This is a genomic window from Devosia sp. A369, from assembly GCF_054489345.1.
On sequence record NZ_JBTMWV010000007.1, the window covers coordinates 43023 to 60430 of the forward strand.

Sequence of the window (17408 nt, forward strand, 5' to 3'; positions counted from 1 at the left end):
TAGCCTAGCGCACCCGCCTTTCCCGCTGGTTTACTCACCGCGCCTCGCCGCATTGTTTTGCGCCATGGTCAACAGTTGTTGAACCCCCATCACAGCATGGTGCGCATGAGCATTGGAGATGTGTGGAGGAAATTGACCAAAAGGTCCACTTTTCACCGTCATCAAAGACTGGTTAACTCATGTTTCGCCGTGGCCGGGATGACAGGTCTATTGGGCAAACGCCAATTGGGGGACACCCACCGGCTGCGGGGACTGGACTGCCGTCAAGCAATCAAAGGATACAGGGATGAAAAGACTACTTCTCGGCGCTACGGCGCTCACCCTCTGCGCTGGTTTTTCCACCGCAGCCCAAGCTGACTTCACGCTCAACATCCTGCACATCAACGACTTCCATTCCCGCTTCGATCCCATCACCAGCTCGGATTCCAACTGCGATATCGAGACTGACGCCAAGGGCGAATGCTTTGGCGGCATTGCCCGCCTCAAGACCATCATCGACGATACCCGCACCAAGCATGCCGACGGCAATTCGCTGCTGCTCTCGGCCGGCGACAATTTCCAGGGCTCGCTCTATTACACCACCTATAAATCCAAGGTGGTCTCGGACTTCTTCAACCAGATGGGCTTTGACGTGGTCGCCACCGGCAACCACGAATTCGACGACGGTCCCGAAGAATTCATGAAGTTCATCGACACCGCCGAATTCCCCATCATCGGCGGCAATTTCGACGTCACCCGCGACCCCAACCTCGCCGGCAAGATCAAGGGCTCCATCGTTGTCGAGGTCGGCGGCGAAAAGATCGGCATCATCGGCGCCACCACCGAAGACACCCCCGACATTGCCGCGCCGGGCGACAATGTCGAATTCACCGATGTCATCCAGTATGTCCGCGGCGCCTCCGAAGCGCTCGATGCGGCAGGCGTCAACAAGATCATCCTGCTCAGCCATATCGGCTACACCATCGACATGCAGGTGGCCGCTGCGCTGCCACTGGTCGACGTGATCGTTGGTGGCCACAGCCACACCCTGCTGTCCAACACCGCAGAAGGTGCGGCCGGCCCCTACCCCACCATGGTGAAAAACCCCGATGGGGTAGAAGTGCCGGTGGTCCAGGCCAATCAATATGGCAAATATCTCGGCGATATCGCCATCACCTGGGATGACAATGGCGTTGTCACCAAGGCCGAAGGCGAACCCTATCTGATCGACGCCTCGGTCAAGGCCGACGAGGCCTTCAAGACCGAACTGGCGACGCTGCTCGGGCCAATCGAAGAGATGACCAGCACCGTCATCGGCACTGCCACCGACAAGCTCGAAGGCTCGCGCGAAATCTGCCGCGCCATGGAATGCTCGATGGGCAATCTGCTCGCCGACGCCATTCTTGATCGCGTGGCGTCTCAGGGGGCCAGCATCGCCTTCCAGAATGGCGGCGGCATCCGCGCCTCCATCGATGCCGGCGAAGTCACTGTCGGCGACGTGCTGACCGTGCTGCCCTTCTCCAATACCCTGGCCACCGTGCAGATCAGCGGTGCCGATGTCATCGAAGCGCTCGAAAACGGCGTCAGCGATGTCGAGAACGGCGCCGGGCGCTTCGCCCAGGTCGCGGGCCTGAAATACAGCTTCAACCTGGCCGAACCGGCCGGTAGCCGCGTCAGCGACGTGCTGGTCAAGGGCGAAGGCGACAGCTGGGTGCCGATTGACGAAGACGCCACCTACACCATCGTCACCAACAACTATGTGCGTGGCGGCGGTGACGGTTATGGCACCTTTGCTGAAGGCGCCGCGCCCTACGACTTCGGCCCGCCGCTGGAAGAAGTGGTGGCTGACTACATCGCCAAGCAGGGTGGCACCTACACCGCCTATACCGATGGCCGCATCACCGAGATCAAGTAATTCTTGGTTGTTGACCAGACAAAAAGAAGGGCGCCCGCGGGGCGCCCTTTGAATTTGGTTCTTGCTGTGGATCAGGCGCGCTTGGCGACCATGCCCCAAACCACCAGGATAATCACCGCGCCGACAATGGCACCGATGAAGCCTGCGCCTTCGCCGGCCTGATACCAGCCAATGGCCTGTCCCAGCCAGCTGGCCAGAACGGCGCCAACGATACCCAGCACTGCCGTCAGGATGAAGCCGCTCGGGCCCCGGTCACCGGGAACCAGAAAGCGGGCAACCAGCCCGGCTACGAAACCAATGATGATAGTCCAGATAATACCCATTCGACGCTCCATCCGTTAGGACTTGATCAATTCCTGGCGGATGGTTTGGTTGCGTCTGCACTATAAAAATCGGCAATACTGTCGTTTGGCTCTGATCAGGCCCGGCGCACCAACTGGTTCCAGGCCAGCAGGATGATGATCGCCCCGACAATGGCGCCGATGAAATTGGCCCCGTCAGTTGGCCCGTACCAGCCGATGGCCTGCCCCAGCCACGTCGCCAGCACCGAGCCGACAATGCCCAGCACCGTGGTCAAAATGAAGCCGCCCGGCTTCTTGTCGCCGGGGGTCAGCCACTTGGCGATCACGCCCGCCACAAACCCCACAATGACAGCACAGATGATACCCATAAGAACGCTCCCGAATTGCACAGTCCGATAAATTGGCGATATCGGCGCCGGTTACAAGGGCGGATGATTACATGGCCGCCCAACAAAAAAGGGCCCGCGTCGCCGCGAGCCCTCATGGTTTTCTTCCCGATCCTCAGACCCGGTGTTCGGTCCGGTCGCGATCGGTCACCGTCGCCAGATCCAGCACCTTCTGGATATTGGTGGCATGGCGGAAGCTCGGCTCGCTGTTCTGGCCGGCCCGCACCGCGTCGACGAAGCGCATGTAGTTGGTCGGAACGGCATCGACCTCGACCTCGGTCCAGGTGCCAGTTTCGATATCAGGCCCCAGGCAGGTAACGAGCTTGGACCAATCATGGCGGTGCTGCACTTCCACCGACCCCAGTTCGCCATAGACGCGCAGGCGCAATTCGTTGAAATGCCCGGTGGCCCAGCGCGTGGCGTGGATCACCCCCAGCGCCCCGTTTTCCAGCTGCGCCGTCATGGCAAAGCTGTCATTGGCGTCGAGGTCATATTCCCCGATCCGGTTATTCTCGGCCTTCTCGAAGGTTTCCAGCCGGCAGAACACACGCGAGAAATCGCTGCCCGCGCCATAGGTGGCAAAGTCGAGAATATGCACGCCGATATCGCCGAGCACGCCGTTGGAGCCGTGCTTCTTGCTCAGGCGCCACAGCCACTGGCTCTCGGTGCGCCAATCGCCCCAGGCCTTGCTGACCAGCCAGCTCTGCAGATAGCTCGCCTCGAAATGCTTGACCTTGCCGATGGCGCCCGACTGAACGATTTCGCGCATTTTCTGCAGCTGGCTGACATTGCGATAGGTCAGATTGACCATGTTGATCAGCCCGCTGGCCTCGGCCAGTTCGGTCATTTCCATGGCCTTGGCGTGGTCGGTCGCCAGCGGCTTTTCACAGAACACATGCTTGCCGGCCCGCAGCGCCGCCATGGTGGTCGGATGGTGCACGCTATCGGGCGTTACGTTGGCGATGGCGTCGAACTCGCCCCAGGCCAAAGCCGCATCGAGCGAGCCGAAGCCGCGCTCGATATTATGGGTGGCGCAAAACGCCTCCACCCGCGCCGGATCGACGTCGACGCCGCCGGCCAGGGTTACCCCCTCGATGGCGGCAAAATGCTTGGCATGCTGATTGGCCATGCCGCCGGTTCCCAGAATGAGGATCCGCATATTCTTTAATCCCTAAGCGGCGTCCTTGACGGCCCGCATTGTTACAACGCTCTCGGTGACCCTGTGGGTGTGGCGGCCGATGCTACCGGAAGCCTTCCTCGCGCCCGTGATGCAGCTTGGGGCCGCGCTCGACGAGCGGTTCGATAGACTCATCCACCGGGGTATTGGGCGCATCGAGCAGCTGCGGGAACTGGTTGGAATTATAGGCCCAGTTGACCGCATTGCGCAGCACCAGCCCGACCGTATCATCGTGATAGGTCGGATAGGTTTCGTGGCCGGGGCGGAAGTAGAAAATATTGCCGGCGCCACGGCGATAGGTCAGGCCCGAGCGGAACACTTCGCCGCCCTGGAACCAGCTCACGAACACCGTTTCCAGCGGCTCGGGCACCGAGAAGGGCTCGCCATACATCTCTTCCATTTCCAGCTCGAAATAAGCCGGCAGGCCCTTGGCGATGGGATGGCCCGGATTGGTCACCCAGAGCCGCTCGCGCTCACCGGCTTCGCGCCAGTGCAACGCGCAGGGCGAACCCATCAAGCGCTTGAAAATCTTGGAGAAGTGTCCCGAATGCAGCACGATCAGGCCCATGCCTTCCCAGACCCGCTTGGCGATGCGCTCGACGATCTCGTCGGCGACGTCACCATGCGCGGCGTGGCCCCACCAGATCAGCACATCGGTATTGGCCAGCGCCTCGACGGTGCAGCCGTGCTCGGGCTCCTGCAGCGTCGTGGTCTTGGTCACGATATTGCTGTCGCTGGCCAGCAGCGAGGCGATCTGGTTGTGCATGCCGGTGGGATAATTATCGGCAACGATCTTGTTCTTCTGCTCGTGAACATTTTCGCCCCAGATCAGGGTACGGATAGGCATGAATAGGCTCCTGCATTGACTGGCTCGGTGGGGAGGCACCGGCCATTCGTGGTTGTTTGCTTGGTTGATCGCGGTGACGGCAACAAGGCCGTCAGCGCAAATGTGATCGCCTCACAGGATCGGCTTGCCGGCCCCGTCAAAGCGGTGGATCTTGTCGGCCATCGGCGCGATATGCACCACATCGCCGCTCTTGTAGTTGTTGACGCCCTCGAGGCGCACCACCACTGGCTCCTCGGTGCCCATCTCCAGATAGACATAGGAATCGGCGCCCAGATTTTCGGTATGGATCACCGTGCCGTTCCAGGTGCCATTATCCGGCACGATGGTCAGGTGTTCGCCGCGAATGCCCACCGTATGCGCGCCAAATGGCTTGGCCTTGTCGCCGGCGATGAAGTTCATCTTGGGCGAGCCGATAAAGCCGGCCACGAACACCGAATTGGGGCTTTCATAGAGCTCCATCGGCGTGCCCACCTGCTCCACCAAGCCATCGCGCAGCACGCAGATGCGGTCGGCCAGGGTCATGGCTTCGACCTGATCATGGGTCACATAGATCATCGTTACATGGTCCATGCTCTCATGCAGCTTGGCGATCTCGATACGGGTGGCCACGCGCAAGGCGGCGTCGAGGTTGGAGAGCGGCTCGTCGAACAGGAACACCTTTGGATCGCGGGTGATGGCGCGGCCGATGGCGACGCGCTGGCGCTGCCCGCCCGAGAGCTGCTTGGGCAGGCGGCCGAGATAGTCGCCGATCTGCAGCATGTCGGCTGCCTTTTCCACGCGCTGGCGGATTTCTTCCTTGTCGTGACCCTTTTCCAGAGTCAGCCCGAAGGCCATGTTTTCGTAAACCGTCATATGCGGATAAAGCGCATAGGACTGGAACACCATGGCGATGCCGCGCTTGGACGGCGCCAGGGCATTAACCACCTTGCCGTCAAACAGCATCTCGCCCGAGGTGATATCCTCCAGCCCCGAGATCAGCCGCAGCAGGGTGGACTTGCCGCAGCCCGAGGGCCCGACAAACACCATGAACTCGCCCTTGCGGACCTCTAGGTCCACCCCCTTGATGACTTCGACGGCGCCGAAAGACTTGCGAATGTTGCGAAGCTCGATGCTTGCCATTGTTTTGCTCCTTAACCCTTCACGCCGCCGGCCGTCAGGCCACTGACAATCTTGCGCTGGAAGATCAGCACCAGCACCACCAGCGGCACGGTCACGATCACCGAAGCCGCCATGATATTGCCCCACGGAATTTCATATTGCGTGCTGCCCGAAAGCAGCGCGATGGCCACCGGCACGGTGCGGGTGTCGTTATTGGCGGTAAAGGTCAACGCGAACAGGAATTCATTCCACGCGCCGATAAACGCCAGCAGGCCAGTGGTCACCAGCGCCGGCCACATCAGCGGCATGAACACGCGGGTGATGATGACCCAGGGCGTCGCGCCGTCGACAATCGCCGCTTCCTCGATTTCCACCGGCAGGTCACGCATGAAGGTGGTCAGCACCCACACGGTGAATGGCAGGGTGAAGATGGTGTAGGAGAAAATTAGCGCCCAGGGCGTGTTGTAGATGCCGAGGAACCGGATCACCTCGAACAGCCCGGCCAGCACCGCCATTTGCGGGAACATCGACACGCCCAGAATGGTCATCAGCAGCAGCCCGCGCCCACGGAACCGCACGCGGCTGAGCGCAAAGGCTGCCGTGACTGCCAGGAACAGGGCCAGGATGACCGTCACCGAGGCGACAAAGATCGAGTTCAGCAGATTGCGCGGGAAGCTGCCCGTGCCCAGCACCTTGTAGTAATTATCGAGGCTGAACGAGGTCGGCCAATAATTGATGCGGAACAGGTCGGTGCCCGATTTGAAGCTGGTCAGGATGGCGTAGTAGAACGGGAATACGCTCACCACGACGATGACCACCACCAGCGCATAGAACAGCACCGTTTTGGTGAGTTTCCAGAGATCGAATGTCGCGCCCATCAGCGGTCTCCCCCATCAAAGCGGACTTGGCCCAGCCAGATATAAAGGATAGTCAGCAGGGCGATGATCAGGAACAGCAGCGTCGACATGGCCGAGCCATAGGCGAATTTGTCGAAGTCGAACAAATTTTCCCGCGCCAGCACGCTCATGGTCTTGGTCGCCGCGCTATTGGGCGTCAGCACATAGATCAGGTCGAAAATGCGCAGTGCATCGAGCAGGCGGAAAATGATCGCCACCATCAGCGCCGGCCGCGCCAGCGGCAGGGTGATGCGGAAGAACTGCTTGATCGGATGCACGCCGTCGATTTCGGCGGCCTCATAGATGTCCTTGGGGATCATCTGCAGGCCGGCCAGGATCAGCAGCGCCATGAAGGGGGTGGTCTTCCAGATATCGACCACCAGCACAGCGGTCATCGCCGTATCGGCCTGCGCGGTCCAGGCCACTTTCTGGCTCAGCAGGCCCAGCCGCATGCCCAGATCGTTGAGAATGCCGAACTGGTCGTTCAGCATCCAGGCCCACATCTTGGCCGACACCACGGTGGGAATGGCCCAGGGAATAAGAATGGCGGCGCGCACGAGGCCGCGCCCCCGGAATTCGGCATTGAGCACCAGCGCCACGATCATGCCCAGCACGGCCTCGAAGGACACTGACACGAAGGCAAAGCGCAGCGTGTTCCAGACGGCATTCCACCAGGCCGGATCGGCGAGCAGGCCGCGATAGCGGACCGTGCCGCTCTCCAGCGTCTGCCAGCGCAGATAATTGCCCAAGCCATACCACTCCGCGGCGTCCAGATTGCTCAGCGAGGCATCGGTGAAGGAGAAATAGATCGACCGCAGCAACGGCCATCCGGCCACCACGGCCAGGGCCAGCAACATCGGGATCAGGAACCAGCGCGCGGCGCGAGCCCGCTGCAGCATCAGTTCCGATTTGATCTTGGGGCCGGTTATCGCCGCCGGCCGGGCCAGAATATCGGTCGTCATCAGGTCCTCCTCCTGGGTTCAGTCTGTTGGGCGCAAGGCGGGCGGCAGGAAAATCTGCCGTCCGCCTTGCTTGGCTTCGCTGGGGAGGACTTACCAGGCGTCGCCCTTGAGTTCGGTCAGGTCGGCTTCGAGGCCTTCAAGGTTCTCGGCGGCCGTACCATTGCCCGACAGCGTGGAGTGGACCGCGCTCCAGAACAGCGAGGAGACCTCGTTGTACTTCACCTTGGTCGGTGCGGACGGACGCGGCACGGCGTTCTGGAAGATCGGCTTCCAGGCCGGGATGATCGGCTGGGCTGCGGCGACATCGGCGTCGTCATACAGCGCTTCGATCGTCGGCAGGTTGGACTGCATGATCGCGCGGTTCTTCTGCACATCGGCCGAGCTCAGATAGAGCGCCAGAGCGATGGCGGCTTCCGGATCAGGCGAGTACTTGGACACAGCGACGTTCCAGCCACCAAGCGTTGCGGCCGAGCGGGCTTCCGGGCCTTCACCGGCGGGCAGCGGCGCGACGTCGAACTTGCCGGCAATCGGGGAATCCGCGCCATTGCCGAGCGAATAGGCATAGGGCCAGTTGCGGTGGAACACCGAATTGCCCAGCTGCCACACGCCGCGGCTTTCTTCTTCCATATAGGCGAGGTTGCCTTCCGGCGAGATGGTGCCGATCCAGCTGGCAGCCATTTCGATGGCAGCAGCGGCCTGCGGGTTGTTGATCGAGATCGAGCCATCGGCTTCGACGATCTGCCCGCCGCCATAGGATTTGACCCATTCCAGCGCGTCGCAGGTCAGGCCTTCATAGGCGTTGCCCTGGAACACGAAGCCCCACATTTCGGGGTTACCGTCAGCGCGTTCGCCATCCATGATTTCCTGCGCCGTGGCGGTCATTTCCGCCCAGGTGGTCGGCACTGGCTTGCTGTACTTCTCCAGCAGATCCTTGCGGTAGAACAGCGCCGGAGCGTCGGTAAAGGCCGGCAGTGCGACGAGTTTTCCGTCCACGGTCTGCGACTCGATGATCGAGGGGAAGTGCTGACCCACCACGTCCTTGGCCGCATCGGTCAGGTCGAGGAACTGGTCGGCGAGCTGCGGCGCCCAGATCACGTCGGTCTGGTACACGTCGATATCGGTGTTGCCGGCGGCGAGCCACAGCTTGTACTGGCCGAACTGGTCCGAGGTCGAGGATGGCATCGGCACCACGGTCACCTTGTGACCGGTGTCAGCCTCGAACTTGTCGAGCTGGCCGCGCAGAAATTCCAGACCATTGCCCGTGTCGCCCGACACGATCGACAGTTCCGCTGCCTGGACCGAACCAGCAATCAGCGTCACGCTCGTCAGCAGGCCGATGAGCAACTTGTTGATTTTCATTAGATATCCTCCCGAATGAACCAACGATCAGGGAGACACGCCAGTTCGGCCCTGCGCGAATGCGCCGGCCTCGAACAGGTTTCTCCTCCCAAAAGCACCTGGCTCAGCGGCTGTTCCGCTTGCCTTTCCAAAGCGCTTTGAATGAAAAAGAACCAGAGTGCAGAATTTCTGTCAAGCGCCTCGTATCCGCAATTTTAACGAAACCTCGCCACATCTATAAATTCATGTGCGATTACAGAGGCTTATAAACCGCCATATCTGGACTTCGTAAACATTGGCGCCATTTTTCTTGAGGTACGCACCTCAAGAAAACCCCCTCAAATTCCGCTCTTGCAAGAAAATTTGAAATCGCTTTGAATGATCGACGAAGGAGGAGGCAGGAACCGCTGTTCAAGGCGTCCTGTGTGCCCTATGGGCTTGGCGTGACCGGGTTAGGCGAGTCTTGCACGCCCCCCATTTGCGTTGATCATGCCACGCTTGGGGCCAGTTTGCAGCCATGAGACTGAAAGATCTGGCCAACCATCTCGGCCTGTCGCAAACCACTGTCAGTCGCGCGCTCAATGGCTATCCCGAAGTCAATGAGGCGACCCGCCTGCGCGTGGCCGAAACGGCGGAGCGGCTGGGCTATCGGCCCAATGCCAGCGCCCTGCGCCTGGCCACCGGCCGCTCCGGTGCGGTGGGTCTGGTGCTGCGCGGCGCTGATGAGCTGGGGCCGCATATGAGCGAATTTCTCGCCGGCATGGGGGGCCGCATGGCCGCCGAGGAAGTCGATATTCTGGTGACGACGGTGGGCTCCTATCAGGAAGAGATGGCGGCCTATCGCCGGATTGCCGCCAGCCAGAAGGTCGACGCCATGGTGCTGCATTCGCCCACTTTGCGCGACGAGCGGGCCGAGCTGCTGATGGACCTGAAAATCCCCTTCGTGCTGCATGGCCGCACCAGTATCGGCAAGCCGGTGGCCTGGCTCGATATCGACAATACCGGCGCCGTCGAACGGGCGACCGGCCATCTGCTTGACCTGGGCCATCGCCGCATTGCCCTGCTCAACGGCGTCAAGGGCCGCACCTTTGCCGACCACCGCGAAATCGGTTATCTCGCGGCATTGTCGGCGCGTGGCGTGCCGTTTGACCCGGCGTTGATGGGCAACTCGGCCTTTACCGACGAAGTGGCATTCCGCCTGGCCCAGGCCATGTTGGAGCTGCGCCCCCGCCCCACCGCCTTCCTCGCCGGCTCGATGATGACGGCCTTGGGCGTGTTCCGCGCCATCCGCCAGGCCGGCTTGGTGCTGGGCAAGGACGTGTCGATGATCGCCCATGACGACGTGTTTTCCTACCTCAACGCCGACAATATGTACCCGTCAATGTCGACCACCCGCTCCTCGATCCGCCAGGCCGGCACCCGCATTGCCGAGCTGATCCTGCAACTGCTCGCCGGCAAGCCCGCCGCAGATATCCACGAATTATGGCCGGTCGAACTGGTGCTGCGCGAAAGCTCGGGACCCGCCCCAAGCTAGGCAGCATGCCGCAAGAAAGCGGGTGGTTTTCTGGTGGTTTTCTTGCAGCATGCTGGTGGTTTTCTGCTGCTTTTCTTGGCTCAGCCGACCCGCAACAGATGATTGTCGAACTGAAAGCCGAATTTCTGCTTTTCCCGCGCCGCGCCGGCGAGGCCGATCATCGTGCCGTCGCCACTGGTGGCGACGAAGCCGGCGGTGTCGGCGGCGAGGCCGCAGCCATTGCGCAGCGTCTCAACCAAAATCGGTCGCCGGCCCTCGGCGTCGATGGCGACCAGCAGATCCCCCTCCGGCGAGGACACCGCCACGGTCGCGCCATCGGCCGAGACGGCGACCGAGCCGACATAGTTGCGCAGGTCGGATAGGGTGCCGGGCGGCAGTTCGATCAGTTCAATTTCGCCATCCAGCGTGGCATAGCCGATCAGTTGCGGACGGTCGGCCGGCGCGCCTTTGTATTGGCAGCCGAACCAGACGCGACTGCGCGCATCGATGGCCATGTGGCGGATGGAGAGTTGGTGCAACCCGGCGTCGAGGCGCAACTGACCGACCAGTTTTCCGTCACGCCGGTCGATGAACACCACGGACGGGTCCATGGATTCGATATTCAGCTCGGCGCGGCCATAATCGGGATGGGTCTCGATGCCGCCATTGGCGACGACGAAGGTGACGCCGTCCGGCAGCAGCAGCATTTCATGCGGTCCGGTGCCATAGGTGGGGAATTCGCCGATGCGGCGGTAAGTGTCGGTGGCGTCATAAATGCCGATCACGCCCTGCGCCGCCTCGAAATCGCTCTCGGTGGCGTAGAGCAGTGTTCCATCGGGCGAAAACACGCCATGGCCGAAAAAGTGTCGGCCCTCGATGCTGGTCAGCGTCACCGGCGCTTCCCTGCCCGCCGGATCGAACACCAAAGCAAAAGTGCCCGGCTGCCGGGCGAATACCACACCGCGCCCGGCTTCCCGGCTGATGGTGATGTCATGGCCCCGGTCGGGCAGTGCGATGGTGCTGATCACACTGCCCTGCTCGCCGAGCAACACCGCGCCATAGCCGCCCGTGGCGGTCTGCACCGCGCTGGCGAACACCAATTCGCTCCGTTCCAGCGCCAGCGCCTGCCGCGGCAACAGGCTGGCGGCAAATCCCGCGCCGGCTGCCTTGAGGAATGCCCGGCGCTGCCACATCTCAGTCGCCATCCAGCGAAGAGAAGCCGACGCTGAGCCCCAAAGCCGCCGACAATTGCTCGCCGATCATGCTTTGCAGCGAACTGGTGACGATCACCAGATAGGCCAGTGCCTGCGCCTGTTTCGGATCGGCCACCGCCTGCTCGACCGGCAGGGTGATCAGGCTGATGGCGCGGCTGGCATTGCGGAATTCAAACTCGATGCTGTTGGCCAGCCCCTGCCCTTGCGGGTCCACCGCCAGAGCCACGCCCGACACCGTGAACAGGTCGTGCAGCGAGCGCAGATTGGCGCGCAGCATCGGCACGGTCAGCCCGGAGCGCCAGAACAGCGCCTGTTTCGGCTTGGCCGCAACGCCATCGCGGGCGATGAAGGGGTTGATGCGCGTATCGCGCACCGCTTCGAGCTCATGCGACAGCAGGCCGACCAGTTCCTCGGTCGCCTCGGCGGGAGTGCGGTAATCCACATTGTCGGCGCTGGGCCGCAGCAGATGGCGGGCCACGCCATCGGGCCGATACCAGGCCGTGGCCAATTCGCGCCCCAACTGAGCGACATTTTCGGCAATGGCCAGGCCAAACCGGCAGCGATAGGCCCCGTCGCTATCCTCCAGCGTCGCCGCGTCGGTGCCAAACAGCAGATATTCCAGCGCCCCCAACCCCTGCAACGCCACGCTTTTCTGGCGCAGGCTGGCGGGGTCGGTCGCCGTTTCGTCCGGCTCGGCCAACAGGGCCTGCACCTGCTTCAAGGCAATGCCGCGCCGGTCGGGCCAGAACAGCAGCCGCTCGGCCCGGTTTTCCTCGAGCAGCGGCCCCAGTCGGAACAGTTCGATCCGGCCATAGGCCAAAGCCGTCTCGCGAAACTGGCCGGTGGCGATGCTCAGCGCCTCGGCCGATGGCGCGGCACAGAGCAGGTCCAGCGAACGGACCAGCCCGCTGGCCTCGCGGGCGAAGCCGATGACATTGGGCCGAATGACGCCATCAATGGCGCCCTGCATGACCGGGTCGGGCACTGCTGCGTCCTGCGCCACAGCGGGGAGGCACAGGCAGGCAAAAATCAAGGCAAGGACAAGACGCATCACAGCGATTCCAGGAAGGCGACGAGATCGTCGCGCGTGGCCTGAGACATTTGCGCGAAGGCATCGCGCGCTGCCTGCGCCTCGCCGCCATGCCACAGAATGGCTTCGACGAGATCGCGGGCGCGGCCATCATGCAGGAAAAAATTGTGGCCCGATACCGTCTTAGTGAGCCCGATGCCCCAGAGCGGCGGCGTGCGCCATTCATAGCCATCGGCCTCGGCTTCCGGGCGGTGATCGGCCAGCCCTTCGCCCATGTCGTGCAGCAGAAAATCGGCATAGGGCCAGATCAGCTGGAAGCGCAAAGCCGGATTTTCGGCATCGCGGCTGGTGACGAATTTGGGCGTGTGACAGCTGGCGCAGCCGGCGCCATAAAACGCCGCCTTGCCGGCCAGAACTTTTGCGTCGGCCACGTCGCGCCGCTCGGGCACGCCCAGGGTCTGGGAATAGAAGGTCACCAGATCGAGCACCGGATCGGGCGCTTCCGAGACGCCCAGCCGCGCCTGTTCGCCGGTGGGCATAGCGAGGCATTCGCGCTGGTTTTGGGTGCAATCGCCATGCGGCGTATTCACCAGCGGGGTCGACATGCCGATATCGCCGGCGAAGGCCGATGCCGACTGGCTGCGCACGCTGGCCGCGCCGGCCTTCCAGCCAAAACGCCCCAGCGTCCGTTCGCCGGTTTCGGGAGCGATGACCCAATTGGCCCGGCCGGAAATGCCGTCGCCATCGGCATCGTCCGGGTCGGCCAGCGCCAGAATGTCCTCGGGCGGAATTTGCTCGACCAGCCCCAGCCCGATCATCGGCGGGGCGATACGCGGCGACAGCATCACGCCATCGGCCAGCGGGCCGTAATTGAGGTCGGCAATGCTGTAGCTGGGGGCGCGCAGCGTCACGATGGTCCCGTCGCCTAATGTTACCGGCCGGTCGGCGTAGTCGATCACCATGCGGCCTTCGGCCTTGAGGCCGGGCACGGCGAAATCCCCCAACTGGGTGCCATAGGTCGGGTCGCCCGTTCCATCGGCCACCGACAGGCGCAGGAACATCGAGACATTTTCGGCCTGCCCCTCAAATGGGGGATGGCCGCGCCCGTCCTTGAGGTGGCAGCTCTGGCAGCCGCGCGCGTTGAACAGCGGCCCCAGCCCGTCGGATGCCTGGGTGGAACTGGGCGAGCTAACCCAGATTTTGCGGAACAACGCGTTGCCGAGCTTGAACTGCTCTTCCTGCTCGAAACTCAGATTATCGAGGAAGTGGGAAAAGGCATCGGCATTGACGGCCTTGGTGGTGGTGCCCTTGCCGGCGGGTTTGCTTTCGAAATTTTCGGGGGCGGAGAAGTCGGTGGTGGGGGCGGTGACGGCTTGGACGCGGGTGAGGTCGGCTGGGGTGAGATCACCGCGCACGGCCCCGTCCTGCGCGAACGCCAGGCCGGAGGCCAGCAGAGCGATCAGGGCTAGGGTGAGCGGGGTTTTCATGATGGGATTCCAGCTTGGGCGGGGATTACCCCCACCCTACCCTCCCCGCAAGGGGGAGGGTGACATCCAGTTCGTTGCTCGTTTTTGTCACACCCACCGGCTTCACCCTCCCCCTTGCGGGGAGGGCCAGGGAGGGGGTGTTCCTCCACACGCGCCAAGCTTCGCCTATTCGAACACCGCGTCCGGGTTGCTCAGCGAGTCGCTGTCTTCGATGGTGACGGCGTCCTGCAACTCCAGCAGCGCCACGGCGCGTTCGATGCCGCGGGTCTGGGCGATCAGCCCGTCAATCGCCGCCTGCACCACGGCGTTGCCCTCGGCATTGCCCTCGCCGATCTGCTGATCATAGGCTTCGCCGCCTTCGGCGCGGGCCACCATGACCTCCATCTTGGCGATGGTGTCGTCGAGCAGCGCCTTGATCTCGCCGTCGAGCGCCGCGTCCTTGGCGGCGATCACTGCCGATAGCGACGGGCCTTCGACCATACTGCCGTCAACGCGGACATAGTGGCCGAGATAGACATTGCGCACGCCAATCGCGTCGTTGAGGTGAGAGGCGTGGGTGTTGTCGGAGAAGCAGTCATGCTCTTCCTCGGGATCATGCAGCAGCAGGCCCAGCTTCATCCGCTCGCCGGCCACTTCGCCGAACGACAGCGAGCCCATGCCGGTGAGAATGGCCGAGATGCCCAGCTCGGGCAGTGCCGCGCGGGCGGCGCCGTCGGCGGTCCAATTGCCCACCATTTCCTCGAGATCGCTGACCAGCAGGCTCGAGGCCGCCTTGAGATAGGCAGCGCGGCGATCGGCATGTTCGGCGGTGGAATAATCGGTGAAGGCGCGCGCCCCGGCGCCCGGGCCGGTGCCGTTCAAATCCTGGCCCCAGAGCAGGAATTCGATGGCGTGATAGCCGGTGGCGACATTGGATTCGACGCCGGCGGCTTCCTGCAGACTGTCCTGCAACAGCGCCGGAGTGATGGTGGACGCGTCCAGTTCGACGCCGTCGATGATGATCTTGGGATTGGCGATGACATTGGCGACATAGAGCCCGTTGCTGTCGCTCTCGCTGCCATAGCTGGCATCGACATAGTCGATCAGCCCTTCATCCAGCGGCCAGGCATTCACCCGGCCTTCCCACTCATCGACAATCGGATTGCCGAAACGGAAGGCCTCGGTCTGCTGATAGGGCACGCGGGCGGCGATCCAGGCGGTTTTGGCGGCGGCCAGCGTGGCCTCGCTCGGCGTGGCGATCAGCGCATCAATCGCCGCATCCAGCGCCTTTGCCGTGGCCAGCGCATCCTCGTAACCGGCCAGCGCGATATCGGCATAGCTGGTCAGCACATCGGCCTCGGCCGGAACCTGCGCATAGGCGGCAATCGGAGCGACCGACAGGGTCAGGGCAAAGGCAAAATTGCGCAGCAGGCGCGGAACCGAGATCATGGGCGTCTCTCCAGTGGTTTTGCAAAGCGGAGTACGCCTGTCATCTTAAAAACGCAATTGGAATTCAATAGTTTAGAAGATGTCTAAAGTAGAGAGGAGGAGGTTGCTTGGGGCTTTCTGGTTCGCACTTGGTGCCAGTTCAAAACGCGGGGTCATCCCGGCCTTGAGCCGGGACCCATCTTGAGATGGCTCTACCGGGCATGATCGGGGGATGGGCCCCGGCTCGAGGCCGGGGTGACACGGTGGGTGGGGTGACGCGTGATGCAAATTCTCCGAATTTTGACCGTCTGGACGAAACTGTCACAAACGGGCACTGTCACATTGCAACTGGGGAGGCTGCATCGATGCGGAGGATCGCGCACAAACCGTTGAGCTGACGGATGTTCGGTCCGTTGCGGACCACCGTCTTCCCGGCGTCATCGCGCTGTCATCCCACCGTTCTACTGCCCTCCCAGTTCGCCGCGACACCTGTCTCGGGCGCCGTCGAACGCATCACAGGGAGACTGAACATGTCCATCAAGAAAACTCTCGGCGCCTCGGTGTCGATGCTTGCCGTGCTTGCCGTTGCTGCCCCGGTTTTTGCCCAGAGTGATCTGGCGGCGCTCTATGACGCCGCCAAGGCCGAAGGCGAATTGACCGTGATCGCCCTGCCCCATTCCTGGTGCGGCTATGGCGGCGTCATCGACAGCTTCAAGGCCAAATATCCCGGCATCACCATCAACGAACTGAACCCCGACGCCGGCTCCGCCGACGAGCTGGAAGCCATCCGCGCCAATAAGGACAATAAGGGTCCCCAGGCGCCGGACGTGCTCGATGTCGGTCTCGCCTTCGGCCCGCAGGCCAAGGATGAGGGCCTGTTGCAGGCCTATAAGGTCTCCACCTGGGACGAAATCCCGGCCGACGCCAAGGATGCCGATGGCTTCTGGTATGGCGACTATTATGGCGTGCTGGCCTTCGGCATCAACAAGGACGTCATCACCGGCGACAATCCAGCCGATTGGGCCGATCTGCTGAAGGACGAGTTCGCCAATTCGGTTGCTCTGGCCGGCGATCCGCGCACCGCCAACAACGCCATCCTGTCGGTTTACGCCGCGGGTCTGTCGACCGGCGCCGATGACGCCACAGCCGCCCAGGCTGGCCTCGACTACTTCAAGGCGCTGAACGACAAGGGCAATTTCGTGCCGGTCGACGCCGAAGCCGCCCCGATTGCGCAGGGCACCACGCCCATCGCCATCAACTGGGACTACAATCTGCTGGCCGTCCGCGACAGCCTCAACGGCAACCCGCCGATTGATATCGTCGTGCCGTCGACCGGCGTCGTCGCCGGCGTCTATGTGCAGGCCATCTCGGCCTATGCGCCCCACCCCAATGCGGCCAAGCTCTGGATGGAATATCTCTATTCCGACGAAGGCCAGCTCGGCTGGCTGGCCGGCTATTGCCACCCGATCCGCTTCAACGCCATGACCGATGCTGGCGTGATCCCGGCTGAGCTGATGGAAAAGCTCCCCGCCGCCGATAACTACGCCAAGGCGGTGTTCCCCACCATCGAGCAGCAGAACGCCAACAAGGCCACCATCACCAGCGGCTGGGACACCACCGTCGGCGCCAGCGTGCAGTAAGGGCTAAAGCCCCTCATTGCCCGGCTCGTCCGGGCAATCCAGGCGATGCCAGGATGGACCACCGGGACAAGCCCGGTGGTGACGAAGGATGTGGGATTGGGGGCAGGGGCGGCGATATCGCGGCTCTCGCCCCCTCCTAGCCTCCCCCTTCGAGGGGGAGGTACAGCGCGGTGGGGTGGGTGGTATCCAGCTAACCCGAAAACGCCCCGGAGAACGC

The 17408-nt window shown here is 62.6% G+C and carries 15 protein-coding genes; 3 read left to right on the forward strand and 12 right to left on the reverse strand.

All coding sequences use genetic code 11. The annotated features are described in order from the left end of the window. The first annotated feature begins 286 nt into the window (after positions 1–286). Positions 287–1894: a bifunctional metallophosphatase/5'-nucleotidase gene (locus ACX3OZ_RS10865; protein ID WP_459095947.1), complete on the forward strand. Its 1608-nt coding sequence runs from the start codon at positions 287–289 to the stop codon at positions 1892–1894. A 71-nt stretch (positions 1895–1965) separates the two neighbouring features. On the opposite strand, the gene ACX3OZ_RS10870 is transcribed toward ACX3OZ_RS10865, so the two are convergent. From ACX3OZ_RS10870 to ACX3OZ_RS10905, 8 genes are all read right to left on the reverse strand, one after another. After that, positions 1966–2217, reverse strand: a complete 252-nt coding sequence (locus ACX3OZ_RS10870) for a GlsB/YeaQ/YmgE family stress response membrane protein (RefSeq protein ID WP_459095946.1) — start codon at positions 2215–2217, stop codon at positions 1966–1968. Positions 2218–2312: 95 nt separating this feature from the next. Then, complete coding sequence (locus tag ACX3OZ_RS10875) at positions 2313–2564, reverse strand: GlsB/YeaQ/YmgE family stress response membrane protein (RefSeq protein WP_459104508.1); 252 nt, start codon at positions 2562–2564, stop codon at positions 2313–2315. Positions 2565–2697: 133 nt separating this feature from the next. Continuing rightward, positions 2698–3741: a Gfo/Idh/MocA family protein gene (locus tag ACX3OZ_RS10880; protein WP_459095944.1), complete on the reverse strand. Its 1044-nt coding sequence runs from the start codon at positions 3739–3741 to the stop codon at positions 2698–2700. 82 nt (positions 3742–3823) lie between these two features. Next, positions 3824–4606 (reverse strand): ThuA domain-containing protein, encoded by a 783-nt coding sequence (locus ACX3OZ_RS10885; RefSeq protein WP_459095943.1) that lies wholly within the window; start codon positions 4604–4606, stop codon positions 3824–3826. Between the two features lie 111 nt (positions 4607–4717). Beyond that, complete coding sequence (locus ACX3OZ_RS10890) at positions 4718–5725, reverse strand: ABC transporter ATP-binding protein (protein ID WP_459104509.1); 1008 nt, start codon at positions 5723–5725, stop codon at positions 4718–4720. A gap of 11 nt (positions 5726–5736) precedes the next feature. Beyond that, on the reverse strand, positions 5737–6582 hold the full coding sequence (locus tag ACX3OZ_RS10895; RefSeq protein ID WP_459095941.1) for a carbohydrate ABC transporter permease: 846 nt from the start codon (positions 6580–6582) through the stop codon (positions 5737–5739). After that, complete coding sequence (locus tag ACX3OZ_RS10900; RefSeq protein ID WP_459095940.1) at positions 6582–7562, reverse strand: carbohydrate ABC transporter permease; 981 nt, start codon at positions 7560–7562, stop codon at positions 6582–6584. Before ACX3OZ_RS10900 ends, ACX3OZ_RS10895 begins: the two co-directional genes overlap by 1 nt. A gap of 90 nt (positions 7563–7652) precedes the next feature. Further along, positions 7653–8921 carry an ABC transporter substrate-binding protein gene (locus ACX3OZ_RS10905; RefSeq protein ID WP_459095939.1) on the reverse strand — a complete coding sequence of 423 codons (1269 nt, stop codon included), beginning with the start codon at positions 8919–8921 and terminating at the stop codon, positions 7653–7655. A gap of 496 nt (positions 8922–9417) precedes the next feature. Between ACX3OZ_RS10905 and ACX3OZ_RS10910 the strand changes: the two genes are divergently transcribed. Next, a complete protein-coding gene (locus ACX3OZ_RS10910) occupies positions 9418–10434 on the forward strand; it encodes a LacI family DNA-binding transcriptional regulator (protein ID WP_459095938.1) in 1017 nt (338 codons plus the stop codon). An 80-nt stretch (positions 10435–10514) separates the two neighbouring features. On the opposite strand, the gene ACX3OZ_RS10915 is transcribed toward ACX3OZ_RS10910, so the two are convergent. The 4 genes from ACX3OZ_RS10915 to ACX3OZ_RS10930 form a co-directional block, all read right to left on the reverse strand. Further along, positions 10515–11606, reverse strand: coding sequence for a DUF1513 domain-containing protein (locus ACX3OZ_RS10915; protein WP_459095937.1), 1092 nt, complete (start codon positions 11604–11606; stop codon positions 10515–10517). A gap of 1 nt (position 11607) precedes the next feature. Then, complete coding sequence (locus ACX3OZ_RS10920; protein ID WP_459095936.1) at positions 11608–12678, reverse strand: imelysin family protein; 1071 nt, start codon at positions 12676–12678, stop codon at positions 11608–11610. After that, positions 12678–14144, reverse strand: a complete 1467-nt coding sequence (locus tag ACX3OZ_RS10925; RefSeq protein ID WP_459095935.1) for a di-heme oxidoreductase family protein — start codon at positions 14142–14144, stop codon at positions 12678–12680. The genes ACX3OZ_RS10920 and ACX3OZ_RS10925 overlap by 1 nt, the downstream gene beginning before the upstream one ends. Before the next feature lie 165 nt (positions 14145–14309). Next, entirely contained in the window at positions 14310–15572 is a 1263-nt protein-coding gene (locus tag ACX3OZ_RS10930) for an imelysin family protein (protein ID WP_459095934.1), read from the reverse strand. A 545-nt stretch (positions 15573–16117) separates the two neighbouring features. Between ACX3OZ_RS10930 and ACX3OZ_RS10935 the strand changes: the two genes are divergently transcribed. Beyond that, on the forward strand, positions 16118–17191 hold the full coding sequence (locus ACX3OZ_RS10935; protein ID WP_459096104.1) for an ABC transporter substrate-binding protein: 1074 nt from the start codon (positions 16118–16120) through the stop codon (positions 17189–17191). Positions 17192–17408: the final 217 nt, after the last annotated feature.